Source organism: Pseudomonas sp. LFS074 (assembly GCF_047978165.1).
In the GTDB taxonomy this organism is placed as follows: domain Bacteria; phylum Pseudomonadota; class Gammaproteobacteria; order Pseudomonadales; family Pseudomonadaceae; genus Aquipseudomonas; species Aquipseudomonas putida_P.
Genome location: NZ_JBFPFV010000001.1, coordinates 1,340,923 through 1,367,631, shown reverse-complemented (window position 1 = coordinate 1,367,631; position 26,709 = coordinate 1,340,923). Strand labels below are relative to the sequence as shown.

Here is a 26,709-nt window from a genome sequence, read left to right as displayed (position 1 = left end):
GAACAAACGTAGTGCTTGCTATACCTGTGCACTTGCGGTAAGGTGCGCCTCGTTAGTACCAAGCTGAAAGTCAATTCTGGCCACAAGCGTCCTTGCAGAACCGCTCCCCCCAAGAGCGACCCTGCTGAAACCAGGACCGGCCCATTCAATGATTCTGTCGCCAGCCTTGCGCTGTTCAAGCACGAATCACATGACAGATTGATCAGGATCCCACCCCGACGGCCTAGAACCTTGGCCCCGGCGTGCTGCCTGCCTTCCGAAGTACCTACCAGTCAGCCCAAGCGCCCACATTTGATTGCGCCCCCTCTGGCTGCCCTGTTCCAGTCAGGTTCGTTCGTCCCTTAATAAAGGCGTCACTGGAACGTTTCTATCATGCACGGATCATATCCCCCGTGTTTAAAGCAGGAACCTCCAACAATATGCAAACTCATCATCAAATTCAGGCTGCCATTGGCACCCTCTCCCAGGCCTTCTCGCCGTTGAAGTGCCTTATCGTTGCCCCACGCAAGGGCAGCTTCAGCTTTACCCTGGTAGACGAACACGGCGTTGCCTGCCACACCGAGCGCCTGTACCCCGAACAGTACAGCCGCAATGAACCGCTGCAGGCAGTGATCGCCCGGACTCGCCAGTCGCTCACCGCGTGAGCGGCGAATACCGCGTCATTCAAGCGCTGAATCATCGAGTCGCAAGCCTGCCTGAACGTTCTTGGCGTAATTGCCTTAGGGCATATAGCGTGGAACGTCAGGCAGCAATCGATTTAAAAACAGCTCTTTACACCACGATTATCACACTACACTTCAACTCGAGCGGTGCTTGCCGCTTCCGGCGGGCCTGATCATTCACCAGCTGCCAAGCTCCAGCGCCCGTCCGGCCCTTACCTGCTCGAGGGCATCATGGGTATCGCGGCGAATGAATTGTGTCTGTATGTGATCCGACCCACCCTGGTCTACCTGAACCGTCACTGCGCCAGCGCCGAAGCCTTGCTGCTGGGCATCGCCGCCAGCCAGTCGGCACTCGGCTCAGCCTTGCATGACCGGCGCGGCCACGGCCTCTACCGTATTGGCGAACATCGTCACCAGGCGCTCTGGGACGATTATCTAGCCCGTGACCCCGACCTCGCCAGCCTGATCCGCGGCCTGGCCAGCCAACACGCCTTCCTGGGTGGCCCGCACTTGGAGCTCACCGTCAACCTGCGCTATTCCACTGCGATTGCCTGGATGCTCATCGAAGAGCAGGCCACCCCACTCCCTGCCGCTGACGACTTGCTTGCACTGGCGCGGATCTGGCGCCAAATTTTCAACCCTCAAGGCCGCCTGCGCGACTTCACCCATGCCTGGCATGCCTGCATAGATCAGAAATTGCCACAGGCATCTTGAGACACGTCCTACAACTGAACCGGAAAAAAGGGAATTTTGGTCGGATTGTCCTACAAAACCGCTCTAACTCCTGCGATTGAGCCTATAGCGCGGCGCGTGATTTGTTGGTAGCTTTTCGCCCCGGAGATCCCAAGGAGTTTTCTAATAATGAAAAAAGTAATGCTCAAAACCTCCCTCGGCGTTGCCGTTGCTCTTGCATCCAGCCAACTGCTCGCCAGCGGCTTTGCGCTCAACGAACAGAGCATCAGCAGCATGGGGACAGGTTTCGCGGGACGTTCTTCTTCTGCCGATGATGCCAGCACCGTGTTTGGCAACCCTGCAGGCATGTCCCGCCTCAAACGCGAACAATTCACCGTGGGCGGCGCTGCCGTCATCGCCAAGTCCGATATCTCGGGCCCGGGCAGCAACCTCGGGGGGGAAACCGATGGTGACATGGTGCCTTTCGTTGGCGTACCCATGGGTTACTACGTCAAGCCAATCGATGACCACTGGAGCGTCGGCTTCGGTGTCTATGTACCCTTCGGCCTGGTAACCGACTACGGCAGCGATGATGCCGCACGTTACTGGGGCAAGAAGAGCCACGTCGAGGTAGTCACCTTCCAGCCGACCGTCAGCTACGCCTTCAACGACAAGGTATCTATCGGTTTCGGTCCTACCATCAACCGCATCAAGGGTGAGCTGGGCTCGAGCCTGATCAACCCGTTCACCCCAGGCCGCAACGACGGCGAAGTAAAGATCAAGGGTGACGATACCGCCGTTGGCTACAACATCGGCGTTCTGGTACAGGCCACCGACCGTACCCGCGTCGGCCTGACCTATCACTCGATGGTGGACTACAAGCTCGAGGGCAAGACCCGCGTCAGCACCCCGCTGATCGGGCCATTCAACGGCAACAAGTTCGACGCCAGCTTGAAGATCAAAACGCCTGAGTCCGTCGACCTCTCGGTTACCCATGAGCTGGACGACCAGTGGACCCTGTACGCAGGTAGCACCTGGACGCGCTGGAGCCGCCTGAAAGACATCACCGTGCAGAACGATGTCCCCGCACCGCTGGCAGGCTCGGCGTTCCAGACCATTACCGAGGAACAGAACTGGCATGACACCTGGGCTCACGCCATTGGTGCATCGTACAAGGTCAACAAGGAGTGGGTGCTGCGCACCGGCTTCACCGTCGACCAGTCGCCAACCAACAACCACGACCGCTCGCCACGCATCCCGACTGGCGACCGTAAAGTGTTCAGCGTGGGTGCTGGCTGGAGCCCGAGCGACGACATGACCATCGACGTTGCCTACTCCTACCTGTGGGAGGAGGACACCAAGGTCAACCAGGTCAGCGCGACCAAGGGCAGCTACCAGGCCAAGTACGAGAACAGCGCTCACGGTATCGGTGCATCCCTCACCTACCGCTTCTGATTCGTACGCGTCACATGAAAAACCGCCCTCGTGGCGGTTTTTTCATGCCTGCACCTGACAGCGAGCCCCCAGACAGTCGCGCAGGTAGTCCATGAACACCCGCACTTTGGTGGTCATGGCAAAGCGGTCGGCCAGGCACAGGTAGATATCCATCGGCTCGGTCTGGGCATAGGCCTGGCCGCTGTCGCTGAATTCGAAAAGCGGTACGAGCGCACCGGAGGCAAGATGAGGCCGGACAATGAACTCGGCCAGGCGGGCGATGCCACCATCATGCAGTGCCATTTGGGTCAGGGCATCGATATCGTCACTGATCAATACGCTGCCGAACTCCGCGTCAAAACGCAGCCCGTCGCGCACGAAGCCCCAGCGCAGAAACCGCCCATCCACCGGGTAGCGAAACACCAGACACCGGTGAGTGAGCAATGACTCGGGCGTAGCGGGTACACCTGCGCTGTGCAGGTATCCGGGTGAGGCACAGCAAATGAACGGGATGCGGGCAATGTGCCGGGCCAGCAGTTGGTCTTCCAGTTGCGGGGCAATGCGCAGGCTTACGTCGATGTCTTCACGGGCATGGTTTACCCGGCGATCAGTCGTTATCAACTCTATCGAAAGTAGGGGATATCGGGCACTGAATGCGGGTATCAGCGGCGCCAGCACGTGTCGGCCAAAGGCGGACGTCGAGGCGATGCACAGCCGCCCCTGGGGCTCGCTGTCTGGGGTTGTAACCGCCTGTTCGGCCAAGGCCAGGTCACGGTCGATGTGCTTCACGCGCTCGTAATACTGGGTGCCTGCAGGCGTCAAGGCCATGCTGCGTGTGGTGCGGCTGAGCAGGCGTACCCGCAGGTGGCCTTCGAGTCGCGCCAGGTTCTGGCTGACGGCTGCCGGGCTAAGGCCGAGATTACGCGCACCAGCGGCGATGCTGCCAGCCTCGACCACCTTGATGAAACAGCGGATGGCGTTGAGCAGGTCCATGAAACGCTCTTTGATTCGTAAGAATTTCTTTATAAAGAACTCAATAGCGCGGGTCTACAGTTACGTGCCGGAGCATTGCTAACCTGCGCCTCCATTCAACTTTCAGGAGTTCGCATGAGCAACCTGTCCCAGTCGCGCAGCCGACGCAAATTGCACCCGGTCGCCACGCCCTATGTTTTCGCGTTCTACATGTCATCGATCATGGCGCTGTTGATGTGCTTCGTGATCACCGCGGCTAATGCCGGGGTGACACCGGAGTATCTGGGCAATGTGCTCAAGGCTTATCAGTTGGCGATGCCAGTAGCGTTTTTGTGTGTGCTGGTGGTCAGGCCGGTGGTGGTGCGATTGGTGGCGATAACGGTGCACGCACAGTAACCCACCCAACCACGGCCCGGCTCTTGATCTTGATCTTCGCGACTTCAGGAGGCCGAACGCAGGCCTTGCGGAGGGAGGTGACGGGCATGGATGCCCGTCAAGCGCTGGGCCGGATGAGGGGAGCGCAGCGTTTTTTGGTGGGCCTGCCCCGTGACAACAGACGCCAAGAAGCGATACCTACATCGCTATCTTGGAGGTTGTCATGTACCCAACCACCACGCACTTCAGCTACGGCTGTGAAGCGATGGCCTTTTCGATGGCTGCACGGAACGCAGGATCATCCGGTTTGGTCAGGCTGGAGAAGTTACCAATCACCTTCCCCTTACGATCGACAACATACTTGTAGAAATTCCACTTCGGCGCACTGCTCTGGCTGGCCAGCTCCGCAAACAGCGGTATCGCATCCTTGCCCCGCACAGCTTGCGTCTTGGTCATGGTGAAGGTAACGCCATAGTTGGCATAGCAAACCTTGGCGGTCTTTTCGCTATCGGCGTCTTCCTGCTTGAAGTCATTGGACGGCACGCCCAGCATTTCCAGGCCCTGCCCGTGATATTCCTTGTACGTCGCCTCAAGCCCCTCGAATTGCGGGGCAAAACCGCAATAGCTGGCGGTGTTCACCACCACCAGCGGCTTGCCGGCAAAGCGCTCGCACAGCTCGACCTGCCCCTTGCCGCGCAACTCTGGCAGGCTACCCTGCAACAATGCCGGGCAATCGGCAGCCCAGCTTGATGTGCTGGCAAGCAGGGCCAGCACCGGCACCGTCAACCAATGTGCACGCATGACTCGTTTCTCCCGCATGACAATCCTTGAGCTTGCAGGGTAGCGCCTAACAAACACTCATGCCCAGTTGCATCAGCGCCATCCCACCTTGATGCCAGCCCCACCACACCAGTGCCAGCAGCAGCAGGGCGGCGATGGCCAGCAGCCCACGGGCCAGGTAGCGGTTCATGCGGCCTGGGCCTGCAGGCGGGCGACCGGGCGTTCGCGCACCGGCCAGTTGAGGGCTGCGGCCAGCAGGCTGAGCAGGATGGAAATCTGCCAAACCAGGTCGTAGCTGCTGGTGCGGTCATACACCACCCCACCCAACCAGCCGCCCAAGAACGCACCTAACTGGTGGAACAAGAACACGATACCGCCGAGCATGGACAGGTTACGCACCCCGAATACCGTGGCCACGGTGCCATTGGTCAGCGGCACCGTGGACAGCCACAACAGGCCCATGGCGATGCCGAACAGGTAAGCACTGAACTCGCTTACCGGCGCCCACAGGAATAGCACGATCACCACCGCTCGCAGCAGGTACAGCCCGGTCAGCAGGCGCGGCTTGGACATGCGCCCGCCCAACCAGCCAGCAGTGAAGGTTCCGACGATATTGAACAGGCCAACCAACGCCAGCACCGTGGTACCGGTGGTCGCAGCCAGGTGCTGATCAACCAGGTAGGCCGGCAGGTGCACCCCGATGAACACCACCTGGAAGCCGCAAACGAAGAAGCCCAGTGCCAGCAACCAGAACCCAGGATGGGAACATGCTTCGCGCAGCGCCTGGCCCAGGGTCTGCTCGGCACCATGGCTGGGCAACGGGCGGTCGCGCAGCAGGCCGACGAAGGGCACGATAAACGCCACCATCAGGCCCAGCACCAGCAAGGCTGCGGACCACCCCAGCCACTGGATCAGGCCGAGGGTGCCCGGCAGCATGGCGAACTGGCCAAACGAACCGGCGGCGCTGGCAATGCCCATGGCCATGCTGCGCTTCTCTGCCGGTACGGCACGCCCGACCACGCCGAGGATGACCGAAAACGATGTGCCAGACAGGCCGATGCCAATCAGCAAGCCGGCACTGAGCGACAACGACCAGGCGGAGTCGGCCATGCCCATGAAGACCAAGCCGATGGCGTAGAGAATGCCACCGATGATCACCACCCGCGCTGCGCCCATACGGTCGGCCAAGGCACCGGCGAATGGTTGCGCCAGCCCCCAGACCAGGTTCTGCAAGGCAATGGCAAAGGCGAACACCTCCCGCCCCCAACCAAAATCGGCGCTCATCGGCGCCAGGAACAAACCAAAGCCGTGCCGCACACCCAGGGACAGCGCCAGGATCAAGGCCGCCCCCACCAATACCCACCCGCTGGTTCGCCACACCGAAGTCATTGTCGTTTTCTCCAGCACATCGCAAGGTTTTTGCGGGTATATACCCGCTTATAGTCGTATCAATTCACGCCAGTTGGTCCAGCAAACGCACCAGTTCATCCCGCGGCCCTTCGCCCAACCGCTCCACCAGCTTGATCTGGGCTTGTTCCCAGGCCGGATACGCAGCACGCAGCAGCTGCGTACCGGCCTCGGTCAACAGCACCACACGGTTACGCTGGTCGTCGCCATCAGCCAGGGCCACCAGCCCTTCCGCCTCCAGCACCCGCAGGTTGCGGCCTAGGGTACTGCGCTCCAGGCCCATGGCCTCGGCCAAGGTGGTGATACTGGGGCGGTCGAGCCGTTGCAGGTGTCTCAGCAAGGAAAACTGCGCAACATTGACCCCGAAGCCGGAGAGGGCCTCGTCGTAATGCCGGCTCACCCCACGGGCGGCACGACGCAGATGGGTACAGATGCATTCACTGGTCAGCATGGATACGTGTATATACCCGCACCTTAGATGTTGCAAGAAATTTCATATCTGCGTAGGCCTGAAAAGACTTCAGAGGCCCAAGGCCAACCCCAGCACCACCGCCAATTCGAGTAACTCGAGCAGCGCGCCGGCAGTATCCCCAGTGGCCCCACCCAGCCGTCGGTACATCAGATGTCGCAGCCAGGCAAACACCGCCACCGCCAGCAGCACTACCCATCCGCCCAAGAGCAGGCAGAAAAGCGCACAACACAGCAACACCCACCCGGCAGCACGCCGGGGCAGATGTTCGGCCAGCGCCTGCCCCAACCCACCGGGGCGCACATACGGCGTGCAAAGGAACAACCCCAACATTGCCGTTCGCCCGATCAACGGCGCCAGCAGCAATTGCGCCCCGACACCCTGCTCGACCAGCACCCATAAGGCGCAAAACTTCAACAACAGCACCAGCACCAGGGTGACCACGGCAATCGGCCCGCTGCGCGGGTCCTTCATGATCTGCAGGGTGCGTTCACGGTCGCCGAAGCCACCCAACCAGGCGTCTGCGCTGTCCGCCAGGCCATCCAGGTGCAAGGCGCCACTGAGCAGCACCCACGCTGTCAGCAGCAACGCCGCATGCAGCGGCGCCGGTGTACCTTGCAGCAGATGGCTGGCCAACCACAACAGCAGCCCGAACAATAGCCCGACCAGCGGGTAGTACAGCAGCGAACGCCCCACCTCACGCGCTGCCGGCATGCCCGGCAAGCTCACCGGCAGGCTGCTGAGAAACTGCAAGGCGATCAAGAAAGGCAGCATCTCAGCGGGCCTCGACCAACTGCCCGTCAACACCCGGCACCAGGCGCATCAACGCGCCATGCCCGACTTCGACCTGCAGCAATTGTTCCCTCGGCAAACCCCGGGCACGCGCCAGCAACAACCGCATTACCCCGCCATGGGTGACCAACAGCACGCGCTTGCCGGCATGTTGAAGGTGCAAACGCTCGACAGCTGCCAGCACCCGTTCGGCAAACGCCTCGACCGGCTCGCCGTTGGGCGGTGTGAAGGCGTAAGGGTCCGCCCAGAACCGCCCAAGCGCGTCGGCCTGGTGCTCCATGATCTGCGCGGCGCTACGCCCCTCCCAATCGCCGAAATGCAGCTCTTGCAGGGCAGGCTCACGCTGCACCGGCACGTTCAACCGCGCGCCCAGCTCATCGGCGAACCGCGCACAGCGCTGCAGCGGCGAGCTGACCAAAACCTGCCACGGGCCGGCCTCGGCCACGGCACTGCGCATTTGCGCCCACCCCTTGTCGGTCAGGGCATCGTCAAGGCTGCCGCGCAGGCCGCCCTGTTCCGTTTCACCATGGCGCAGCAGGTCGAGGATCATGCCGGGCGGTCCGCCACCGCGGCCTCGGCAAAGGTCGCCATTTGCCCATGCAGCGCACAGGCCAGGCGCAGCAGCGGCACCGCCAGGGCAGCACCACTGCCCTCGCCCAGGCGCAGGCCCAGGGCCAGCAACGGCTCGGCCTGCAGCGCAGCCAGCAAGGCCTTGTGCCCAGGCTCGGCACCCTGGTGGGCGAACAGCAGCCAGGCCCGGCACTGCGGGTTAAGATGCACTGCCACCAACGCGGCGACACTGCAGATGAAACCATCCACCAGCACCGCAACACCCGCCTGCGCGCAGCCGATGTAGGCGCCAGCCAACGCCGCTATCTCGAATCCGCCAACACAGCCCAGCGCCTGCAACGGGTTTTCAGCACGCAGGCCGTGCAGGCGCAGCGCCCGCTCGATGACCTCGGCCTTGTGCCGCACGCCGGCATTGTCCAGCCCAGTGCCTGGGCCGCTCAGCTGTGCCGCCGGGCAGCTCAGCAGGACGCTGGCCAGGGCTGCGGCGGCCGTGGTGTTGCCGATGCCCATCTCGCCACCGATGAACAGCTGAGCACCCTGTTCAGCGGCGCGCAGGGCGCTGTCGCGGCCGGCCTGCAAGGCTGCTTGCAACTGGTTCTCGGTCATCGCGGGCTGGCAGGCAAAGTTGGCGGTGCCGGCGCCCAGGCGCAGATGGCGCACACCGGGCAGCTCCAACTGCGCGTCGATGGTGCCCAGGTCGACCACTTCCAGGCTGGCTTGCAGTTGCCGCGCCAGTACACTGATCGCCGCACCGCCGCCGACGAAGTTACGCAGCATCTGCCCGGTCACCGCCTGCGGGTAGGCCGAGATGCCTTCTTCGACCACCCCGTGGTCGCCGGCAAAAATGGTAATTGCGACCTGATCCAGGATCGGCCGCTCACACCCTTGCAGGCCTGCCAACTGGATAGCCAAGCCCTCCAGCTGGCCGAGTGAGCCGGCAGGTTTGGTCAGTTGCTGCTGACGGGCGTGGGCCTGGTCCATGGCATCGTTGTCGAGGGGATGGCAGGCGTCACGCCACCAGGCTTGGGTCATAGTGCAGGTCCTTTGAGCATTAGGGGCAGGCCGGCCACCGTCAGCACCACGCGCTGACAGCGTTCGGCCACGGCTTGGTGCAGCCAGCCGGCCAGGTCGACATAGCGCCGGGTCAGCTCGCCCATGGGCACGACGCCCAGGCCGGTTTCGTTACTGACCAGGACAAGGGTGCCAGGCAACTGCTCCAGGCAGGCCAGCAGGGCATCACGCTCCTCGGCCAGGCGCTGGTCGTCTTCCAGCATCAGCAGGTTGGTCAACCACAGGGTCAGGCAATCCACCAGCAGGCATCGCCCTTCGGCCGCTTCGGCGCGCAGCACCGCGGCCAAGGCCAGGGGTTCTTCGATCAGCCCCCAGTCATCGGGGCGGCGCTGGCGATGCAGCAACACGCGTTCGTTCATTTCACCATCCAGCGGTTGGCTGGTGGCGATGTAGGTCACTGGCAGGCCACTGGCGCTGGCCAGCTGTTCGGCCAGCCGGCTCTTGCCGGACCGGGCGCCGCCGAGGATCAGGTTGCGCATGTCAGGCCACCCCGCACAGTTGGCGCAGCAGCGCGGTGTCCAGGTGCTTTTCCACCAGGTCGGCCAGGCGCTCGATGTCGCGTTCGCGCAACGCTTCGTAGTCGATCGCCTGCACATCCTCCAGCCCGGCCCAGCGCAGCAGCGCGGCACACGACTGGCTGCCTTCGAACAAACCGTGCAGGTAGGTGGCGAGGATCTGGCCATCCGCGCTGACAGCGCCATCACAGCGGCCATCGGCCAGTTGCACGGCAGGTCGCTCAAGGGCTGGACCCGAGGTGACCCCGGCATGAATTTCATAACCGGCAACCGCTGCAGCTTCAAGGTTCAGTGTGCCGGCAACGTTGCGCAGTTGCTTCTCGGCTTCAAGCACCGTGGCATAGTCAAGCAAGCCGAGCCCCTGGCTTGAGCCGGCGGCCCCTTCCAGCCCCAGTGGGTCATGCACTTGGCGCCCGAGCATCTGCAAGCCACCGCAGATACCGATCAGCTTGCCACCATAGCGCAGGTGCCGCTCGATGGCCTTGTCCCAACCGCGCTCGCGCAGCTGTGCCAGGTCACCGCGCACACTCTTGGAGCCCGGCAGGATGATCAGGTCGGCAGCCGGAATCGGCTGGCCTGGGCCGATGAACTGCAGGTCTACCTGCGGGTGCAGGCGCAGCGGGTCGAAGTCGGTGTGGTTGCTGATGCGCGGCAGTACCGGCACGATCACCTTGAGTACACGCGCGAGCTTGGCGCCCTGGCGCACATCGATACCGTCTTCGGCTTCCAGATGCAGGTCGGTGACGTAGGGCAGTACGCCCAGTACCGGCTTGCCGGTGCGTTGCTCCAGCCAGTCCAGCCCCGGTTGCAGCAAGGCGATATCGCCACGGAAGCGGTTGATCACAAAACCTTTGACCCGCGCCTGCTCACTGGGCGACAGCAATTCCAGCGTGCCCACAAGATGGGCGAACACACCGCCACGGTTGATGTCGGCGACCAGGATCACCGGGCAGTCCACCGCTTCGGCAAAACCCATGTTGGCGATGTCGCCGGCACGCAAGTTGATCTCTGCCGGCGAGCCTGCGCCCTCGACCATGACCACCGGGTACGCGGCGCTCAGGCGCTGGTGCGATGCCAGCACTGCCTGCATGGCCGTGGCCTTGTAGTCGTGGTAGGCCACTGCATTCATGCTGGTGACTGCGCGGCCATGAATGATCACCTGGGCACCGGTATCGCTATTGGGCTTGAGCAATACAGGGTTCATGTCGGTATGGGGTGCCAGCCGGCAAGCCTGAGCTTGCACTGCTTGAGCACGGCCGATTTCACCGCCATCGGCGGTCACTGCGCTATTGAGCGCCATGTTCTGCGGCTTGAAGGGCACCACACCGACACCCTGGCGCAGCAGCCAGCGGCACAGCGCGGTCACCAGCGTGCTCTTGCCGGCATCGGAGGTGGTGCCTTGCACCATGAGAGTGGTCATGCCGTTTCCTTTTGATAAGCCGCCAGGGCCTGGGCCAGGCGCTGTTCGTCCGCCGCGCAAGCCGGCAGCCCCAGGCGCACCGCCGCTGGTTGTTCGAACAGGCGCACCAGAATGCCGCGACGGGCGAGAAAGTCGTGCAGTTGTGCCGCATGCTCGCTGCGCACGTACTGGAACAGGTCGCAGCCACCGCTGGGCACCAGGCCGGCACTGCACAATATTGCCGCAAGCCGCTGGCTGGCGGCAGCACAGCGCTCGGTCTGCTGGCGCTGGGCGGCTTGGTCAGCCAGGCTAGCCTGGGCCAGCACCCGGGTCGGGCCGTTGACGGTCCACGGGCCGAGCAACTCGGCCAGGCGTAGCAGCAGGCTGTGCTCAGCCACGACAAAGCCCAGGCGCACCCCGGCCAGGCCGAAGAACTTGCCGAACGAGCGCAGCACGATCAGGCCCGGCCGTTCGGCGCAATCCACCACGCTGTCTGCCGGGGTGTTGTCCATGAAGGCTTCGTCGACCAGCAGCCAGCCACCACGAGCAGCCAGGCGAGCATGCCAAGCCAGCAGGCGTTCGCGCGATACCCGGCGGCCGGTCGGGTTGTTGGGGTTGACCAACACCAGCACATCGAGGCTGTCGAGCGTCGCCTCGACCTGCGCTTCATCCAGCTCAAGCAGTTGGTGGCCCGCCCGTTGCCAGGCATACGGGTGCTCGGCATAGCACGGCGTCAGCACGCCTACCCGGCCCGCTGTGCGCAGCAGCGGCAAGGCCTGGATCGCGGCCTGCGAGCCGGCTACCGGCAGCAGCTGGCGGGTGCCGTAAAACGCGCGCGCGGCGTCTTCCAGGCCGTCCTCGGTCTCCGGCAGGCGGGCCCAGGCATCGACGGGAATCGACGGAATCGGGAACGGCCAGGGCGCAATGCCACTGGACAAGTCGAGCCACTGCTCACGGGCGATACCGTATTGCCGCACCGCGCGCAGCAGGCGACCACCGTGTTCAAGCATTGATATAAGCCCCCAGGCAGATCACCAGCAGCCACAGCCACACACCGCGCTGCACCAGGCCCCAGCCGCGTTCGATGGCGTCGGCATCGGCCATCGGCCCCTCGCCCAGGCGTGGGCGCTCATGCAGCTCGCCGTGGTACACCGCCGGGCCACCCAACTCCACGCCCAACGCACCGGCACCGGCAGCCATCACCGGGCCGGCATTGGGGCTGTCCCACAGCGGGCCTTGCTTGCGCCAGCAGGCCAGGGCCAGGCGGGTCTTGCCCAGTAGCGCGTAGGTCAGCGCCACCAGCCTTGCGGGTACATAGTTGAGCACATCGTCGATGCGCGCCGCGCACCAGCCAAAACGTTCGAAGCGTTCATTGCGGTAGCCCCACATGGCATCCAGCGTATTGCTCAAGCGGTACAGCACCACACCCGGCGCACCCGCCACCACAAACCAGAACAACGCGGCGAACACCGCGTCGCTGCCGTTCTCCAGCACTGACTCGGTGGCTGCTCGAGCTACCGCCGGCTCGTCCAGTTCGCGGGTTTCGCGGCTGACCAGGTAACCGACCCGGCGCCTCGCCTCTTCCAGGTCGCCCTGGCGCAAGGCGTTGGCCACCGGCAGTACATGCTCGCCCAGGCTGCGCAGCCCCACGGCGCAATACAGCGCCAGCACGTCCACCAGCCAGCCGATGTACGGCAGCCACGACAGCACCAGTGCCACCAACGTCAGCGGCACCACCGCCAGAAACCAAGCACTTACGCCGTGGCTGCGCCAGCCACGTCCGCCGGCATTCAGGCGACGCTCAAGGTTACTGGCCATATTGCCGAAGGCCACCAAAGGGTGGCGCCGCTGCGGTTCGCCCAGCAAGGCGTCCAGGGCAACCCCAGCCACGGTCAGCAAGGCCACGCTCATTGACGCTCTCCCCATTGGTTTTCGTAAAGCATTTCACTCAAGGGCCGCTCTTGGGCCCAGTTTTCCTGCACCAGCATGGGCACCGGGTAGAACTCGGTGACCGGCCCCAGGCACAACACCGCAACGGGCTTGGCCCCGGCCGGCATGCCCAGCAACGCTGCCAGCGCAAGCGGGTCGAACAGCGACACCCAGCCCATCCCCAGTCCTTCGCCACGCGCAGCCAGCCATAGGTTCTGGATGGCACAGGCCAGCGAGGCCAGGTCCATTTCCGGCAGGGTACGGCGGCCGAAAATGTGCGGCTCGCGGTTGTCCATCAAGGCTGCCACCAGCAGCTCGGCACAGTCGTTGATGCCTTCTACCTTCAGTTTCATGAAGTCATCGGCTCGCTCGCCCAATGCCTCAGCCGTGCGTACACGCTCCGCTTCTACCAAGGCCTGGATGCGGCTGCGCAGGTCTCGCTGGGTAATCCGGATGAAGCGCCACGGCTGCATGAGCCCGACACTGGGCGCCTGGTGCGCGGCGGCAAGCAAGCGGGCAAGCAGCTCCGGCGCCACCTGGCCACCGGCAAAATGGCGCATGTCGCGGCGCTCACCGATGGCCCGGTAGATCGCGGCGCGTTCAGCGTCGCTGTAAGCGTGTTCGCTCATGGCCGCAACAGCGCCGCCGCCGCATCGGGGTTGGACGGGAAGTAGAAGTGCACGTAGGAAGCGGTCAACCGACCCAGGCGATACACCGCTTCGTTGCCCCGCCCGCCGTTGGGGCTCAGGCCACGAGCGATCGGTTCCAGCGCAGTGCTGGTCAGCGAGTGGTGATAGGTGTGCCCGCGCAAGGTACCCTCCGGCAGTTCCACCGCCTGCAGCGCCAGGGCCGCCAGGCGCTTCTGCATGGTCGCCTCACCCGGCAGCAGCCCCAGCAGCTCGGCACGTTCGCCTGCCACGTCAGTCAGGGCATCGAGCAGGTACAGCATGCCGCCGCACTCGGCCAGCAACGGCTTGCCCTGCGCATGATGGGCGCGAATCGCTGCGCACATCGGTGCGTTTGCGGCCAATGCGTGGTGATGCAGTTCGGGGTAGCCGCCCGGCAGGTACAGGCTGTCTACCGGTGGCAGCTCGCGGTCGTGCAGCGGCGAGAAAAACGCCAGCTGTGCGCCAAGGTTGCGCAGCAGGTCGAGGTTGGCGCCATAGGTGAAGGCAAACGCCTCGTCCCGCGCCACACCAATGCGTACACCTGCCAACGAGGTAGAGCAGGCCTGCGGTTCGGGCTCGGCAAAGGTTACCGGCGGCGGCAAAGCCGCGTCGCAACTGGCGCCCAGCGCCTCGGCAGCAGCATCCAGGCGGGCCTCCAGATCATTCAGCTCGCTGGCCTGCACCAGCCCCAGGTGGCGGCTAGGCAGCTCGATGCCACGCTCGCGGGACAAGCCGCCATACCAGCGCAACCCTTGGGTCAGGCTGCCTTCCAGCAGTTGCGCATGGCGCAGGCTGCCCACCCGGTTGGCCAGCACGCCGGCGAACGGCAGGTCGGCCTGATAGCGCGCCAGGCCCAGAGCCAGGGCGCCGAATGTCTGAGCCATGGCCGTGCCGTCGATCACCGCCAGCACCGGTACGCCGAAATGGCGGGCCAGGTCGGCGCTGGACGGGGTGCCGTCGAACAGCCCCATCACCCCTTCGATCAGGATCAGGTCGGCCTCGCCGGCAGCGTCCCACAACAGGCGACGGCTTTCATCTGCACCGATCATCCACAGGTCCAGCTGGTACACCGGCGCGCCACTGGCCCGCTCGAGAATCATCGGGTCCAGAAAGTCGGGCCCGCACTTGAACACCCGCACCTTACGCCCGAGGTTACGGTGCAAGCGTGCCAGAGCAGCAGTGACAGTGGTCTTGCCCTGGCCAGAGGCTGGTGCCGCGATCAGCACGGCGGGGCAGTGGCGCGATCGACTCACAGCTCGACGCCCTTCTGTGCGCGGATACCGGCCTGGAAAGCGTGCTTGAGCATGCCCATCTCGGTCACGGTGTCGGCCAGTTCGATCATTTCATCCTTGGCCGCACGGCCAGTGACGATCACATGCTGCATCGGCGGGCGGGCCTGAATGTCGGACAGCACCTGGTCCAGGTCGAGATAGCCATGCTTGAGGGCGATGTTGAGCTCATCCAGTACCACGAACTGCACACTTGGGTCTTGCAGCAACTGGCGCGACACCGCCCAGGCGGCTTCAGCGGCAGCAATGTCGCGCTGGCGGTCCTGGGTTTCCCAGGTAAAGCCTTCGCCCATGACGTGGTAGCGCACTTGCTCGGGGAAGCGGCGGAAGAACAGTTCTTCGCCGGTGCTGTTGCGGCCTTTGATGAACTGCACCACACCGCACTGCATGCCATGGCCCAGGGCGCGTGCGAGCATGCCGAAGGCCGAGCTGCTCTTGCCTTTGCCGTTGCCGGTCAGCACCAGCAGCAGGCCGCATTCGTTGGGGGAATTGGCGATGCGTTCGTCGATGACCGCCTTCTTGCGCTGCATGCGCGCCAGGTGGCGTTCGTCGCGTTCGGTGGATTCGCTCATGGGGTTCTCCGCTGGCTGGCACCACGGCAACGCGCGGCGGCAGGTAATAGGCAGGCAAACGGAGAACGCGCAGGGGCCATGGCAGGGCGCCACGGTGCACCGCGCATCACCCTCCGTGATGCCGTTGGCAGTAACAGGCCGGTCTCCGGGCTTGTGAGTGGGCGTTAGGCCCTGGCCTGCGCGCCTTCCCGGATGCTGGCATCCAGTGGCCTTGCGCGGCCTTCTGCTCACTTACCGTTGCGGGGGCAGCGCCGGATTCGCGCCATGCAGGCGCCCACCGGCTTCCCAGTTTCACCCTGCCCAGTCGAAGCTGGCAGGGCACCTGAAACACGCGCGAAGGTTAGAGGGTTGCACCGGGAGCGTCAATCGAAGCGGGTGTTGCAGCTATTTATGCTCTTGATCTTTATCTTGATCTTCGCGACTTCAGGAGGCTGAACGCTGAAGTCGCAATCTGCGTCGCCTGGACTATCGCGCGCTTTGAAGCAAAAGCCGAAGCAAGAGCAAGACCAAGGGACGGAACCCTGCGCGCCCTCGCGCCCTCTCAATCCCATAGGCCTGCTTCAGAGGACGCTGCCCATGAACCGCCTGTTGCCTTGGTTAGTCGCCGCCAGCCTGGCAGGCTGCGGCGAAACGGCCCTGTTGAACGTAAGCGAGGGCAGCGGGCCAACACCCGAGTTGCCTGCCCCCGTCACGACATTGATCCCCACCGTGAACATCGCCCCCGCAGTCGGCTGGCCAAAGGGCGGCAAGCCCACCGCAGCACCAGGCACTCAGGTCACCGCTTTCGCCAGCGGCCTCGACCACCCACGCTGGCTCTACTTGCTGCCCAACGGCGATGTGCTGGTAGCCGAAACCAACGCGCCCCCAAAGCCCGAAGATGGCAAGGGTATTCGCGGCTGGGCCATGGGCAAGGCGATGAAGCGCGCCGGTGCGACCGCCCCCAGCGCCAACCGCATCACCCTGCTGCGCGATGCAGACCATGATGGTGTGGCAGAAATCCGCACCCCGTTCATCGAGGGGCTCAACTCCCCCTTCGGCATGACGCTGGTAGGCAAGAATCTATATGTTGCCGACACCGACAGGCTGCTGCGCTTTCACTATGAACCAGGCGCCATGCAGATCACCGAAAAGGGTTACCTGGTTACCGAGTTGCCCGGCGGGCCGCTGAACCATCACTGGACCAAGAATGTAATCGCTAGCCCCAACGGCCAAAAGCTTTATGTGACGGTTGGCTCGAACAGCAATGTGGGTGAAAACGGCCTGGACAAAGAACAGTCGCGTGCCGCGATCTGGGAAGTGGACCCGGCAAGCGGCAATCATCGGCTGTTCGCCACCGGCCTGCGCAACCCCAACGGAATGGCCTGGGAGCCTCGCAGCGGCGCCTTGTGGACGGCGGTCAACGAACGGGACGAAATCGGCAGCGATCTGGTGCCGGACTACATCACATCCGTCAAAGAAGGTGGTTTCTATGGCTGGCCCTACAGCTACTACGGGCAACACGTAGACGAGCGAGTGCAGCCACAGGCCCCGCAGAAGGTAGCCCAGGCACTGACACCGGATTATGCCGTCGGCCCGCACACCGCATCGCTAGGGCTGGCATTCATAGAGCCTGGCGTACTGCCAGCACCCTTTGAACAAGGCGCACTGATAGGCCAGCATGGTTCGTGGAACCGCAAACCACACAGTGGCTACAAGGTGATATTCGTGCCATTCGACCACTCAGGCAAACCTGCAGCCCCCCCCATCGACCTGCTGACCGGGTTTCTGGATAGAGAGGACAATGCGATGGGGCGACCGGTGGGCGTGATCAATGATGGCCGCAGTGGTGTACTGGTGGCCGACGATGTCGGCAATGTAGTCTGGCGAGTAAGCATGACCGCCAGGGCCCGATTGAACCAGGGCACTGCTGCTCAAACCAGGCCAAACAGCAGTCCCGAATGACAAACCCGATATCAGGCTGGGAAAAAACGTTGCGCCAGCGCAGGCGTACGGAACTGCGCCCGATAAGCGGCCACATCGAACAGTAGCCCCGTACGCAAGTCATACACCGGGCCGGAAACAGGCTTGCCGGTTTGGGCCAACGTCACCTTGATAAAGCGATAATGCTCACCATACACCTGCTCCAGGCCCTCGATGCGCAAGTAGTTACCCGGTAGCATCAGTGATTCACCCTCCTGCCAGAAGATAGAAAACGCGCTGATCGGTGTTGCCCCCCTATATCGCCCAGCCACCAGCTCGAACACCACCGAACTGTCGTCGAACAGCCCAGGCAAACTGCCCGGCGCCCCGGCGAAGGGCAAGCAGGCGAACTCGGTAACCTTGTACGGGTTTTCGGTGAACGAAGTCAGGTCGGTATTGACCAGCACATCACCCACCCGCAAATGGCCGTTTCGATAGAACTCGCCACCGGTACCACGCGAGCGGTGCCCACCGCGATACAACGTGACCTCGTTGCTCTTGGGTAGCCGCCCCAGGCTATCGGCCAGATCATTGATATAACTGTCTTCATCGCCGTACTGGTACCGTCCGGTGCGCATGACATCGTTCACGGTGGACTCGTTGCTGGTGTACCACTCGACCAGCGAATTGAAGTACTCATGGCCGTAGCGGTAGGAATAGCGAGGCAAGCCATCAACCTTGACGCAATCCAGCCCACGCTCGTCCAGGTCTGGTGCCCGCCCATTAGGCAGCTCGGCGACAGGCCACTTCTCCAGCAATGCTTTCTGGCGCTGTAGAGACTGCTCGGCCAGCCGCGTGCTCGACGCGTCATCAATGGCTGTGTAGGTATCCCAGAACGGCGAGGGAACACTTGGCATGCCTTCCACCGCCGGAGGGCTGCCGCCCAGCAACCGAGGAGGCCCCAGCAGCTCCCACTCACCCGCCGCGTTCAAGCGCACGGGCCTAAGCGGGACGAAGGCATAGGGATTGTTTACGGGCACCACTAACCAGACGGCCAGTTCATGACTGTATCGCACCCGGTAAGTGAGACCATTCAATGTAATCCAGCACTTGCCATCGTCAGTCATGCGAACACCACGCAGGCGTCCACTCGCGCCCAACTCACCACTCACCAGCGCGTTGGTCTCCTCGCCCTCCACTAAGCGTGTGGCACTGCTATCGGCTTGCCAGACCTCTAGCTCGACACCAACTTCATGGGGTGGTGCCTGGCGCAAAACACTCCCCAGACTTGGCTGTGTCGTTACATCCAACAAGTTGAAACTTGCGAACACGCTGTCGAGCACTGCAGAACGCAGTGCACTCATGCGCGATTGCGCGTCTGTCGCGTTAAGGGCTTCATCAATATCCAGGGCGACCTTCGCCACACCCGCCCCGAGCAACATCAGGGATATCGGCCACCCCAAAGGAACGAAGCCGCCGAAGACGCCGATGAATGCTGACAGATAACCGCTGAGCATTGCCTTGCGCAAACTTGTGTTATCACGCATCAGTTGCGCATTACGGCGCATCTCGTCGAGCGCCTGCTCTATGATGCAGGTGAAGAAGTTGCCATTGAGCGGACGCTCGAACAGCTTGAGCGCGATCAACGCCGCCTCATCCGAACGGCTGTCAGCGATGCCTTTTAGGTGCACCTTGATCAACTGCTGCCTGGCGGCATCGTGCCGGTTGCCATGCCCTTGCGCGATAAAGCTGTCCAATGCCTGCGGCGTTTGCCATCGCGTCACAAGCCAGCGGACCATTTCCAGCTCGGAATCGAATGCCCTGAGCGCCTCAGCGTGCCAAGGCAAGTACGCCAATACCCTTCCACCCTGTGCGTGGAAGGTGAACAGGCAGCCCCTGTCTCCCTCGCCAAACACGTAGCGAACGACCGTGAGCGGAGGCTCGTCATTGTCCTGACGCAACTTCTGCAGGGTGGGCAGCTCTACGCCCGAAAGCGTCTCGCTTACCATGGCGCACAGATGTCGCCAGTCCGACTGCGAGATCCGCTGGCAAGTCAGCGCAAGCCTTCCTTCACCCAGCAGGTTGACTTTGGCCAGTACTCGAAAACTCTTCTCGTGAGCCGCCCAAAAACGCTCGACCTCTCCGCGGTAGAGTGATGCGAAATCCAGTGCCCACAAGTCCTGCTGCACCGCGCTACCCAGCATGCGGACTTCATTACGCTCGTCGTAAAAAGCCGCGTGAGGCCCCTGCCAATAGAAGCCGCCGCGCAGGTCCAGCTCATCTACAGCATCCTGAAAGTAGTCATCGAACCGCTCTACTACCAGCTCGGTAAGCACCAGCGACTTCTGTGGCGGCCCTCTGTGCTGCCACCCCGTGAAACTGCGGCTGCTGGAACTCTCGGTATTGAACTGGTGCCACCAGACGAACCGCGGATCCACACGCTTGCCAGTGTGTTTGAACACAATCTGCTCTGCGTGCCTGCTCGCTAGCAGGTAGGGATCAGGGTAAGCGTGCAGCACTTCATCGACCAGCCGGATCAAGGGGATCACGGCATCAGCCAATTCAAGGCTATGACGGGTTTGTTCTTCGATCTTGCTCATGACCCACTCCAGATGACACCCAAAGAAGGCATCATCGTCTTGCCATGGCATGAATCAGCGGTAGGTGTGCACTGCCACGAAGCGTGACGCGGTGGCCAGACCTGCAAGGCTGGACAAAACCTGCGCTGCAGGAACCGCGCTCAGCGGCTCCTGCAACGCCACACCCCAAGCGCTGTCAGGGGTTCTGTGCGAGGTGCCCTTGCGGGATCACACGCTTGGCCTGCAGGTAGGCTTTGGCCCAGTAGCTGTTGGACAGGTAGTCCAGGCGCACGGTACCGCCGGTGGAAGGGGCATGCACGAAGCGCCCTTCCCCAACATAAATGCCGGCATGGCTGACCTGCGAGCCACCACTGGTGGCGAAGAACACCAGATCACCGGACTGCAGCGACTTGGCGTCAACCGTCGGCGCGCGCATGACGATCATTTCTCGCGTGGAACGCGGCAGGCTGATGCCGGCAGCATCACGGTACACATATTTGATCAGGCCGCTGCAGTCGAAACCGGAATCCGGTGTATTGCCACCCCAACGATAAGGCGTACCCACCAGCCCAATGGCGCGAATCAACACGTCATCGGCAATCGGCGAAGGGTTGGGTTGGCTGTAGGTGACCTGCGGCTGTACCACAGGGGCCGGCGCAGGCGCACGGCTGGAGCAGGCAGCGAGTAATGCCGCCAGGGAGAGAAATGCGAAGCGCGCCATCTTTACCATGGCCAGAACATCCTGTCTGAGACCGCTGCGCCGCAGCCGAAAAGAGTTGAGAATTTAGATTAGACGCTTTCTGTAAATGCGCACGGCGGCGAGCTTTTTTCAAAGCATCGCCGCCGCGGCAGGGTACATCATTTTGCCATCAGTTGCGCGCGATGTTGGTCGGCGCCATGGCCAAGGCTCGCTTGGCTTCGATGAAGGTCTTGCTCCAGTAGCGGTCACCGAGGCTGTCGATGCGCACACCGCCGCTGCGGCGGCTGCTGGAGTGGATGAACTGGTTGTCACCCAAGTAGATGCCAGCATGGCTTACGCGACCGCGGCCATTGGTGCTGAAGAACAGCAGGTCACCTGGCTTGAGCTTGTTGCGGGCCACTTTCGGGGCATCGACGTTGATCATTTCACGCGTGGAGCGCGGCAGGGTCATGCCCGCCTCTTCGCGGAACAGGTAGCCGATGAAGCCACTGCAGTCGAAGCCGGACTTTTCCGAGGTACCACCGAAGCGGTAGCGGGTGCCGATCAGCGACATGCCGCGCTCGAGAATGCTGTCAGCCAGCACTGGCAGCTGGTAAGGCTTGCTGCTGGAGAACGACTCCAGGTCATCTTCAGTGGCCAGCTCCTCCGGCTCGCCGAATACCGACGAGGACGAGGCTTTGGCCTTGATTGCCGATTGTGCGGCGATCGGGGTGTGATCCTGAGGCTCTGAATGAGACGCTGGGCCTTGGGCCGCGCAGCCAAAAAGCAGGGTCACGAGTGCGAGTGGCACGAGGGGTGCGAAGCGCTTCAGCATGGGCACGACCGTGTCTGTAATCCTTTAGAAGGGTGAAACTATGCCCTCTATCATGGCCATTTGCAAATTTTATCGAAAAAGATGTGACTTTTTTGTTTTGCCGCTCTGGCCCAGCGTTTTCAAGGGGTTACCAGCCCAGGGTTTCTTTCAGGAATGGGATGGTGAGCTTGCGTTGCGCCTGCAGCGAAGCCTGGTCGAGGCGTTCGAGCAGGTCGAACAGCGCACTCATGCTGCGCGCACCGCGGGTGAGGATGAAGTGACCGACTTCGTCGGTGAGGTGCAGACCACGGCGCGAAGCACGCAGTTGCAGGGCCCGCAGCTTGTCTTCGTCGGACAGGCCACGCATCTGGAATACCAGGGCCAGGGTCAGCCGCGACTTCAGGTCCGGCAGCTTCACCGGCAGTTCACGCGGTGATGCCGAGGCAGCCAGCAGCAAGCGCCGGCCACTGTCGCGCAGGCGGTTGAACAGGTGGAACATGGCTTCTTCCCAGTCAGCCTTGCCGGCGATCACGTGCAGATCGTCGATGCACACCAGTTCGTATTGGGCCAGGTAGTCGAGCAAACCTACGCCACGATCGAGCAGTTGCGCCAGTGGCAGGTAGACAGCGGGTTCGCCCCGTTGCTGGAAGCGATGAGTGGCGGCCTGCAACAGGTGGGAACGGCCAACACCCTGCTTGCCCCACAGGTAGATAAGGCTCTCGGTCCAGCCGGCGTCGGCTTCGCATAGCCGCTCGACGTAACCCAATGCCGCAGCATTGGCGCCCGGATAGTAGTTGATGAAGGTGGCGTCATCGCGCAGGCGCACACCCAGGGGCAACTGGATCGGTGGTTTCATGCTCGCGGGCGGTCTACAGGACCGCAGGGGGCCTTTGGTGAACAATGTGCAAAGTCTATACCTGCAACGCGGGGCGCACAATCTCGGCTGCAGATAGCGCAAGCAAAATCAACAAGTTGCACTACTTTCAACCGTTGCAGAGGCTGCCATGTACCGGGCGGGCAGCACGGCAGCCCCACCGTTACAAGTCAGGATCGATATCTCCCGCGTACATGTCCGACTCCTTGTACAGGTCATGCATATGCCGCAGCAACACCATGATCACCGCCGCCACCGGCAAGGCCAGCAGCACCCCGGTAAAGCCGAACAGCTCACCACCGGCCAGGATGGCGAAGATAACGGCTACCGGGTGCAGGCCAATGCGGTCCCCCACCAGTAGCGGGGTCAGCACCATGCCCTCCAGCGCCTGCCCGACCATGAACACCGCAACGATGCCCAGCATCGGGTACAGGTCGCCGCCGAACTGGAACAGGCCAGCCACCAGCGCGGCACCAATGCCAATGATGAAGCCCATGTACGGCACGATGGCAGCAAGGCCGGCGAGCATGCCGATCAGTAGGCCCAGTTCGAGCCCCACCAGCATAAGCCCGGCCGAATAGATGATGCCCAGGGCCAGCATTACCATCAGTTGCCCGCGCACGAATGCCCCCAGCACTTCATGACACTCGCCCGCCAGGCCCATCACTTGCGGCTCACGCTGGCGCGGCAGCAGGCCGCGCAGCTTGCCCATCATCAGGTCCCAATCGCGCAGCAGATAGAAGCCCACTACCGGGATCAGCACCATATTGGCCAGCCAGGCCATCAACGCCAGGCTCGAAGCGGTCGCGTGGGACAACAACATGCCAACGATATCGGTGGTCTGGCCCATGTGCGCACCGATGGCGGCCTTGATCTTGTCGAACTTCCAGAAGCCATCGGCCAGGCCCAGACGGCTCTGCGCCCAAGGCAGCGCCACCTGTTCGAGCCAGTCGAGCATCTGCGGCGCCAACTCGTACAGACGCACCAACTGCTTGGCAAGCATCGGCACCAGCACCAGCAGCAAGGCCAGCAGCACCAGGGTGAACAGGCCGAACACCACCACCACGCCCCAAGTGCGCGACAGGCCCAGGCGTTCGAGGCGATCGACCAGAGGGTCGGCCAGGTAGGCCAGCAGAATGCCGACCAGGAACGGGGTAAGAATATTGTGCAGGCTATAAAGCAGCACAGCGATAAGCAGGGCGGCACCCAGCCAGATCCAGCGACGCATGTCGGTCACGGTGTGCTCCCCTTACCAGCGAAAACGCAGGCCGTCGAACGGCTTGGGCGCAGGCTGCGCGGGCGCGGGCTGCCCGGCGACGGCATCGGCGGCTGGCGCTGGCGTAGCAGGCACTACCGGCGCCTGCTCTGCCGGCATTTCCTGCAGCTTGGCCAGGCCAAGCTGGGCGCGCAGCTGCTCACGATTGCCAGTCACCCCGTAGGTCAGGGTAGTGCCTTCGGCCATTTGCAAACGAGGGCCATACGGCTCCAGTACACGGGCCAGCTCGGCGTAGCGATGCAGGTTCATGCCCTGCACTTGCACTTGCATTTGGCTGCTGGCGCCCGGCCGGGTGACGTAGCGCGGCGCCAGGCGGCTGCTTACCGCCAGCATCACCGCATCGGCAAGAGCTGCCTGGTCCGCGCCCTCGGCACTCCCCTGCTCACGCTGGTCGCCCAGCCACAGCCGCCACTTAGCCTGCCACTTGCCGTCGGCCTCCTGGGCATGTACCGCCAGCAATGCATCGGCGCCATAGCGTTCTGAGGCTTCGCGCAGCGGCGCCGGATCGCTGCCTTCGATCTGCTTGGCATTGGCGACCAGTTGCTCCTGCAGGTCGCCCAGCGGCAAGCGCAACGGCAGGCCACGGTGCTGGGCGGCGCGACGCAGGGGCTGGGCAGTCGCCTGGCCATCACCGACCAGGTTGCTGCCTTCGACGCTGTCGTTCAGCCACCACCCCAGGATCGAGGGCCGGTTACTGCCCCACAGGGCCAGGCCAGCCTTGCGCAAAGCACGCTCGGTGCTGCCGGGGTCGAACTCGACCACCACCGACTCGGGCGGGCCGGCTTCGCTGCCCACTTGATTGATGATTTGCTGTGGGTCCTTACGCAGCTCGGCCAATGCCGGGCTTTGTACGGCCTTTGGATCGCCGGTCAGGCGTAGCACCAGCGTGTCGAGGGCGTTGACGGTGGCTGCTGTACGGGCTTCGGCACCCTGCCCGGTCACCGGCTCGCGTACCTGATAAAGGCCTGAGACATTTTCAGCCACGGCTGTGGCCGAGATCAGCGCCAGGCAACCGGCTGCCAGAATATTGAACAAACGCATGGAGGATTCCTGTCCAGTCGAGCATGAAGCTCGCTACTTGCAGCTTATACACATGCAACCGCATCAACCACCCTCGGCCCTTTTTCAACAATTTACCGCCCTGCCCGTCGGCCTGAGGATGGCCGCTGCCCGGCAACCCTGATAAAATCGCGCGCCTTCACAGACCACTGACGTTTCAGGCAGCCGCCGCTTACCCGCCGGCCTTGGCCGTCATGGTCGTTTTTAAGAATCCCTCCCTCCTAAAGGCCTGGATCAATGAGCAAGCAACCCTCCCTGAGCTACAAGGACGCCGGTGTAGACATCGACGCCGGCGAAGCACTGGTCGAACGCATCAAGGGCGTGGCAAAACGCACCGCACGCCCTGAAGTCATGGGTGGCCTGGGTGGCTTCGGCGCCCTTTGCGAGATCCCGGCTGGCTACAAGCAGCCGGTGCTGGTCTCCGGCACCGACGGCGTCGGCACCAAGCTGCGCCTGGCATTGAACCTGAACAAGCACGACAGCATTGGCCAGGACCTGGTCGCCATGTGCGTCAACGACCTGGTGGTATGCGGCGCCGAGCCGCTGTTCTTCCTGGACTACTACGCCACTGGCAAGCTGAACGTTGACGTGGCTGCCACCGTGGTCACCGGCATTGGCGCCGGTTGCGAACTGGCCGGCTGCTCGCTGGTCGGTGGTGAAACCGCCGAAATGCCTGGCATGTACGAAGGCGAAGACTACGACCTGGCCGGTTTCTGCGTCGGCGTGGTGGAAAAGGCCGAAATCATCGATGGCTCCAAGGTTGCCACTGGCGACGCACTGATCGCTCTGCCGTCCTCGGGCCCGCACTCCAACGGCTACTCGCTGATCCGCAAGATCCTCGAAGTGTCGGCTACCGACATCGAAAACACCCAGCTGGACGGCAAGCCGCTGACCGACCTGCTGATGGCGCCGACCCGCATCTACGTCAAGCCGCTGCTGCAACTGATCAAGAACACTGGCGCAGTCAAGGCCATGGCCCACATCACCGGTGGCGGCCTGTTGGACAACATCCCGCGCGTGCTGCCGAAAAACGCCCAGGCCGTGGTTGACGTGGCCAGCTGGCAGCGCCCTGCGGTATTCGACTTCCTGCAGGAAAAAGGCAACGTCGACGAGCACGAAATGCACCGTGTGCTGAACTGCGGCGTGGGCATGGTCATCTGCGTCGCCCAGGACCAGGTCGAAGCGGCCCTGAACGAACTGCGCGCCGCCGGTGAACAGCCATGGGTGATCGGCCACATCGCCGAAGCCGCCGAAGGCGCCGCCCAGGTCGAGCTGCAGAACCTCAAGGCACACTGATGCCGAGCAAGACCTGCAATGTAGTGGTACTGCTGTCGGGCTCCGGCAGCAACCTGCAAGCCCTGATCGACAGCTGCCAAGGCCAGGACAGCCCGGTGCGCATCCGTGCGGTGGTTTCCAACCGCGCCGATGCCTACGGCCTGCAACGCGCCACGGCAGCGGGCATCGAAGGTGCCGTGCTTGACCACACCCAGTTCGACGGCCGTGAAGCTTTCGATGCCGCCTTGATGGCGCGCATCGACGGCTTTGCGCCGGACCTGGTGGTGCTGGCCGGCTTCATGCGCATCCTCAGCGGCGGCTTCGTGCGCCACTATCAGGGCCGCCTGCTCAACATCCACCCGTCGTTGCTGCCCAAGTACAAGGGCCTGCATACCCACCGCCGGGCGCTGGAAGCAGGCGACGCCGAGCATGGCTGCAGCGTACACTTCGTGACTGAGGAACTCGATGGCGGCCCACTGGTCGTACAGGCTGTGGTACCGGTGGCGTCTGACGACACCGTCGAAAGCCTGGCCCAACGGGTACACCGTCAGGAACACCTGATCTACCCGCTGGCGGTGCGCTGGTTCGCTGAAGGGCGCTTGCGTCTTGGCGAACAGGGCGCATTACTGGACGGCCAGCCACTGGCGGCCAGCGGTCACTTGATTCGATCCTAGGAGA

Annotated in this window: 28 protein-coding genes and 1 riboswitch; of the genes, 7 read left to right on the top strand and 21 right to left on the bottom strand. The window is 63.0% G+C overall.

The annotated features are described in order from the left end of the window. Positions 1-419: 419 nt before the first annotated feature. From ACNQP3_RS06325 to ACNQP3_RS06315, 3 genes are all read left to right on the top strand, one after another. Positions 420-644: a hypothetical protein gene (locus tag ACNQP3_RS06325; RefSeq protein WP_009686213.1), complete on the top strand. Its 225-nt coding sequence runs from the start codon at positions 420-422 to the stop codon at positions 642-644. A 249-nt stretch (positions 645-893) separates the two neighbouring features. Then, positions 894-1,376 (top strand): hypothetical protein, encoded by a 483-nt coding sequence (locus ACNQP3_RS06320; RefSeq protein ID WP_012270970.1) that lies wholly within the window; start codon positions 894-896, stop codon positions 1,374-1,376. A 147-nt stretch (positions 1,377-1,523) separates the two neighbouring features. After that, the gene (locus ACNQP3_RS06315) at positions 1,524-2,789 is read left to right on the top strand and encodes an OmpP1/FadL family transporter (protein WP_012270969.1); all 1,266 of its coding nucleotides are present in this window, start codon (positions 1,524-1,526) and stop codon (positions 2,787-2,789) included. Positions 2,790-2,831: 42 nt separating this feature from the next. Here the strand turns inward: ACNQP3_RS06315 and ACNQP3_RS06310 are convergent, their stop codons facing one another. Then, on the bottom strand, positions 2,832-3,761 hold the full coding sequence (locus ACNQP3_RS06310; protein ID WP_123109102.1) for a LysR family transcriptional regulator: 930 nt from the start codon (positions 3,759-3,761) through the stop codon (positions 2,832-2,834). Between the two features lie 114 nt (positions 3,762-3,875). On the opposite strand from ACNQP3_RS06310, the gene ACNQP3_RS06305 reads away from it, so the two are divergent. After that, complete coding sequence (locus ACNQP3_RS06305) at positions 3,876-4,136, top strand: DUF2798 domain-containing protein (RefSeq protein WP_012270967.1); 261 nt, start codon at positions 3,876-3,878, stop codon at positions 4,134-4,136. Positions 4,137-4,364: 228 nt separating this feature from the next. Here the strand turns inward: ACNQP3_RS06305 and ACNQP3_RS06300 are convergent, their stop codons facing one another. From ACNQP3_RS06300 to cobO, 14 genes are all read right to left on the bottom strand, one after another. Then, a complete protein-coding gene (locus ACNQP3_RS06300; protein ID WP_012270966.1) occupies positions 4,365-4,916 on the bottom strand; it encodes a glutathione peroxidase in 552 nt (183 codons plus the stop codon). Between the two features lie 46 nt (positions 4,917-4,962). Next, entirely contained in the window at positions 4,963-5,085 is a 123-nt protein-coding gene (locus tag ACNQP3_RS06295) for a hypothetical protein (RefSeq protein ID WP_012270965.1), read from the bottom strand. Beyond that, on the bottom strand, positions 5,082-6,284 hold the full coding sequence (locus tag ACNQP3_RS06290) for an MFS transporter (protein WP_413470053.1): 1,203 nt from the start codon (positions 6,282-6,284) through the stop codon (positions 5,082-5,084). The genes ACNQP3_RS06295 and ACNQP3_RS06290 overlap by 4 nt, the downstream gene beginning before the upstream one ends. A 64-nt stretch (positions 6,285-6,348) precedes the next feature. Next, entirely contained in the window at positions 6,349-6,753 is a 405-nt protein-coding gene (locus ACNQP3_RS06285) for a MarR family winged helix-turn-helix transcriptional regulator (protein ID WP_012270963.1), read from the bottom strand. A gap of 69 nt (positions 6,754-6,822) precedes the next feature. Beyond that, positions 6,823-7,545, bottom strand: a complete 723-nt coding sequence (locus ACNQP3_RS06280) for an adenosylcobinamide-GDP ribazoletransferase (RefSeq protein ID WP_012270962.1) — start codon at positions 7,543-7,545, stop codon at positions 6,823-6,825. Position 7,546: 1 nt separating this feature from the next. Then, positions 7,547-8,113 carry an alpha-ribazole phosphatase family protein gene (cobC, locus tag ACNQP3_RS06275; protein WP_012270961.1) on the bottom strand — a complete coding sequence of 189 codons (567 nt, stop codon included), beginning with the start codon at positions 8,111-8,113 and terminating at the stop codon, positions 7,547-7,549. Beyond that, positions 8,110-9,165, bottom strand: a complete 1,056-nt coding sequence (gene cobT, locus ACNQP3_RS06270; RefSeq protein ID WP_012270960.1) for a nicotinate-nucleotide--dimethylbenzimidazole phosphoribosyltransferase — start codon at positions 9,163-9,165, stop codon at positions 8,110-8,112. The genes cobC and cobT overlap by 4 nt, the downstream gene beginning before the upstream one ends. Continuing rightward, the gene (gene cobU / locus ACNQP3_RS06265) at positions 9,162-9,683 is read right to left on the bottom strand and encodes a bifunctional adenosylcobinamide kinase/adenosylcobinamide-phosphate guanylyltransferase (RefSeq protein ID WP_012270959.1); all 522 of its coding nucleotides are present in this window, start codon (positions 9,681-9,683) and stop codon (positions 9,162-9,164) included. The genes cobT and cobU overlap by 4 nt, the downstream gene beginning before the upstream one ends. 1 nt (position 9,684) lies before the next feature. Then, positions 9,685-11,139, bottom strand: coding sequence for a cobyric acid synthase (locus tag ACNQP3_RS06260; RefSeq protein ID WP_012270958.1), 1,455 nt, complete (start codon positions 11,137-11,139; stop codon positions 9,685-9,687). After that, positions 11,136-12,128, bottom strand: coding sequence for a threonine-phosphate decarboxylase CobD (cobD, locus tag ACNQP3_RS06255; protein ID WP_012270957.1), 993 nt, complete (start codon positions 12,126-12,128; stop codon positions 11,136-11,138). The genes ACNQP3_RS06260 and cobD overlap by 4 nt, the downstream gene beginning before the upstream one ends. Beyond that, positions 12,121-13,029, bottom strand: coding sequence for an adenosylcobinamide-phosphate synthase CbiB (cbiB, locus tag ACNQP3_RS06250; protein WP_012270956.1), 909 nt, complete (start codon positions 13,027-13,029; stop codon positions 12,121-12,123). Before cbiB ends, cobD begins: the two co-directional genes overlap by 8 nt. After that, positions 13,026-13,676, bottom strand: coding sequence for a 5,6-dimethylbenzimidazole synthase (bluB, locus tag ACNQP3_RS06245; RefSeq protein ID WP_012270955.1), 651 nt, complete (start codon positions 13,674-13,676; stop codon positions 13,026-13,028). The genes cbiB and bluB overlap by 4 nt, the downstream gene beginning before the upstream one ends. Beyond that, the gene (locus tag ACNQP3_RS06240) at positions 13,673-14,968 is read right to left on the bottom strand and encodes a cobyrinate a,c-diamide synthase (protein WP_012270954.1); all 1,296 of its coding nucleotides are present in this window, start codon (positions 14,966-14,968) and stop codon (positions 13,673-13,675) included. Before ACNQP3_RS06240 ends, bluB begins: the two co-directional genes overlap by 4 nt. Beyond that, positions 14,965-15,576: a cob(I)yrinic acid a,c-diamide adenosyltransferase gene (gene cobO / locus ACNQP3_RS06235; protein WP_012270953.1), complete on the bottom strand. Its 612-nt coding sequence runs from the start codon at positions 15,574-15,576 to the stop codon at positions 14,965-14,967. Before cobO ends, ACNQP3_RS06240 begins: the two co-directional genes overlap by 4 nt. 118 nt (positions 15,577-15,694) lie before the next feature. After that, positions 15,695-15,917, bottom strand: a riboswitch (cobalamin riboswitch). A 235-nt stretch (positions 15,918-16,152) separates the two neighbouring features. Between cobO and ACNQP3_RS06230 the strand changes: the two genes are divergently transcribed. After that, positions 16,153-17,517, top strand: coding sequence for a PQQ-dependent sugar dehydrogenase (locus tag ACNQP3_RS06230; RefSeq protein ID WP_012270952.1), 1,365 nt, complete (start codon positions 16,153-16,155; stop codon positions 17,515-17,517). Positions 17,518-17,528: 11 nt separating this feature from the next. Here the strand turns inward: ACNQP3_RS06230 and ACNQP3_RS06225 are convergent, their stop codons facing one another. The 6 genes from ACNQP3_RS06225 to ACNQP3_RS06200 all read right to left on the bottom strand — a co-directional run bounded on the left by ACNQP3_RS06225 (position 17,529) and on the right by ACNQP3_RS06200 (position 24,738). Continuing rightward, positions 17,529-20,075, bottom strand: coding sequence for a dermonecrotic toxin domain-containing protein (locus ACNQP3_RS06225; protein ID WP_012270951.1), 2,547 nt, complete (start codon positions 20,073-20,075; stop codon positions 17,529-17,531). A 175-nt stretch (positions 20,076-20,250) separates the two neighbouring features. Then, positions 20,251-20,784, bottom strand: a complete 534-nt coding sequence (locus ACNQP3_RS06220) for a C40 family peptidase (RefSeq protein WP_012270950.1) — start codon at positions 20,782-20,784, stop codon at positions 20,251-20,253. Between the two features lie 139 nt (positions 20,785-20,923). Next, entirely contained in the window at positions 20,924-21,568 is a 645-nt protein-coding gene (locus ACNQP3_RS06215) for a C40 family peptidase (RefSeq protein WP_012270949.1), read from the bottom strand. Positions 21,569-21,695: 127 nt separating this feature from the next. Further along, entirely contained in the window at positions 21,696-22,403 is a 708-nt protein-coding gene (gene hda / locus ACNQP3_RS06210) for a DnaA regulatory inactivator Hda (RefSeq protein WP_012270948.1), read from the bottom strand. Positions 22,404-22,584: 181 nt separating this feature from the next. Then, entirely contained in the window at positions 22,585-23,658 is a 1,074-nt protein-coding gene (locus ACNQP3_RS06205) for an AI-2E family transporter (RefSeq protein WP_012270947.1), read from the bottom strand. A gap of 12 nt (positions 23,659-23,670) precedes the next feature. Then, positions 23,671-24,738 (bottom strand): DUF2066 domain-containing protein, encoded by a 1,068-nt coding sequence (locus ACNQP3_RS06200; RefSeq protein WP_012270946.1) that lies wholly within the window; start codon positions 24,736-24,738, stop codon positions 23,671-23,673. 255 nt (positions 24,739-24,993) lie between these two features. Between ACNQP3_RS06200 and purM the strand changes: the two genes are divergently transcribed. Together purM and purN are read left to right on the top strand one after the other, a co-directional pair. Continuing rightward, on the top strand, positions 24,994-26,052 hold the full coding sequence (purM, locus tag ACNQP3_RS06195) for a phosphoribosylformylglycinamidine cyclo-ligase (protein ID WP_003252437.1): 1,059 nt from the start codon (positions 24,994-24,996) through the stop codon (positions 26,050-26,052). After that, on the top strand, positions 26,052-26,705 hold the full coding sequence (gene purN, locus ACNQP3_RS06190) for a phosphoribosylglycinamide formyltransferase (RefSeq protein WP_012270945.1): 654 nt from the start codon (positions 26,052-26,054) through the stop codon (positions 26,703-26,705). The genes purM and purN overlap by 1 nt, the downstream gene beginning before the upstream one ends. Positions 26,706-26,709: the final 4 nt, after the last annotated feature.

What these genes read in the sequence shown, in the direction of transcription:
- ACNQP3_RS06325 (WP_009686213.1), top strand. Translation starts at nt 420, where the DNA reads ATGCAAACTCATCATCAAATTCAGGCTGCCATTGGCACCCTCTCCCAG.
- ACNQP3_RS06320 (WP_012270970.1), top strand. Translation starts at nt 894, where the DNA reads ATGGGTATCGCGGCGAATGAATTGTGTCTGTATGTGATCCGACCCACC.
- ACNQP3_RS06315 (WP_012270969.1), top strand. Translation starts at nt 1,524, where the DNA reads ATGAAAAAAGTAATGCTCAAAACCTCCCTCGGCGTTGCCGTTGCTCTT.
- ACNQP3_RS06310 (WP_123109102.1), bottom strand. Translation starts at nt 3,761, where the DNA reads ATGGACCTGCTCAACGCCATCCGCTGTTTCATCAAGGTGGTCGAGGCT.
- ACNQP3_RS06305 (WP_012270967.1), top strand. Translation starts at nt 3,876, where the DNA reads ATGAGCAACCTGTCCCAGTCGCGCAGCCGACGCAAATTGCACCCGGTC.
- ACNQP3_RS06300 (WP_012270966.1), bottom strand. Translation starts at nt 4,916, where the DNA reads ATGCGTGCACATTGGTTGACGGTGCCGGTGCTGGCCCTGCTTGCCAGC.
- ACNQP3_RS06295 (WP_012270965.1), bottom strand. Translation starts at nt 5,085, where the DNA reads ATGAACCGCTACCTGGCCCGTGGGCTGCTGGCCATCGCCGCCCTGCTG.
- ACNQP3_RS06290 (WP_413470053.1), bottom strand. Translation starts at nt 6,284, where the DNA reads ATGACTTCGGTGTGGCGAACCAGCGGGTGGGTATTGGTGGGGGCGGCC.
- ACNQP3_RS06285 (WP_012270963.1), bottom strand. Translation starts at nt 6,753, where the DNA reads ATGCTGACCAGTGAATGCATCTGTACCCATCTGCGTCGTGCCGCCCGT.
- ACNQP3_RS06280 (WP_012270962.1), bottom strand. Translation starts at nt 7,545, where the DNA reads ATGCTGCCTTTCTTGATCGCCTTGCAGTTTCTCAGCAGCCTGCCGGTG.
- cobC (WP_012270961.1), bottom strand. Translation starts at nt 8,113, where the DNA reads ATGATCCTCGACCTGCTGCGCCATGGTGAAACGGAACAGGGCGGCCTG.
- cobT (WP_012270960.1), bottom strand. Translation starts at nt 9,165, where the DNA reads ATGACCCAAGCCTGGTGGCGTGACGCCTGCCATCCCCTCGACAACGAT.
- cobU (WP_012270959.1), bottom strand. Translation starts at nt 9,683, where the DNA reads ATGCGCAACCTGATCCTCGGCGGCGCCCGGTCCGGCAAGAGCCGGCTG.
- ACNQP3_RS06260 (WP_012270958.1), bottom strand. Translation starts at nt 11,139, where the DNA reads ATGACCACTCTCATGGTGCAAGGCACCACCTCCGATGCCGGCAAGAGC.
- cobD (WP_012270957.1), bottom strand. Translation starts at nt 12,128, where the DNA reads ATGCTTGAACACGGTGGTCGCCTGCTGCGCGCGGTGCGGCAATACGGT.
- cbiB (WP_012270956.1), bottom strand. Translation starts at nt 13,029, where the DNA reads ATGAGCGTGGCCTTGCTGACCGTGGCTGGGGTTGCCCTGGACGCCTTG.
- bluB (WP_012270955.1), bottom strand. Translation starts at nt 13,676, where the DNA reads ATGAGCGAACACGCTTACAGCGACGCTGAACGCGCCGCGATCTACCGG.
- cobO (WP_012270953.1), bottom strand. Translation starts at nt 15,576, where the DNA reads ATGAGCGAATCCACCGAACGCGACGAACGCCACCTGGCGCGCATGCAG.
- ACNQP3_RS06230 (WP_012270952.1), top strand. Translation starts at nt 16,153, where the DNA reads ATGAACCGCCTGTTGCCTTGGTTAGTCGCCGCCAGCCTGGCAGGCTGC.
- ACNQP3_RS06225 (WP_012270951.1), bottom strand. Translation starts at nt 20,075, where the DNA reads ATGAGCAAGATCGAAGAACAAACCCGTCATAGCCTTGAATTGGCTGAT.
- ACNQP3_RS06220 (WP_012270950.1), bottom strand. Translation starts at nt 20,784, where the DNA reads ATGGTAAAGATGGCGCGCTTCGCATTTCTCTCCCTGGCGGCATTACTC.
- ACNQP3_RS06215 (WP_012270949.1), bottom strand. Translation starts at nt 21,568, where the DNA reads ATGCTGAAGCGCTTCGCACCCCTCGTGCCACTCGCACTCGTGACCCTG.
- hda (WP_012270948.1), bottom strand. Translation starts at nt 22,403, where the DNA reads ATGAAACCACCGATCCAGTTGCCCCTGGGTGTGCGCCTGCGCGATGAC.
- ACNQP3_RS06200 (WP_012270946.1), bottom strand. Translation starts at nt 24,738, where the DNA reads ATGCGTTTGTTCAATATTCTGGCAGCCGGTTGCCTGGCGCTGATCTCG.
- purM (WP_003252437.1), top strand. Translation starts at nt 24,994, where the DNA reads ATGAGCAAGCAACCCTCCCTGAGCTACAAGGACGCCGGTGTAGACATC.
- purN (WP_012270945.1), top strand. Translation starts at nt 26,052, where the DNA reads ATGCCGAGCAAGACCTGCAATGTAGTGGTACTGCTGTCGGGCTCCGGC.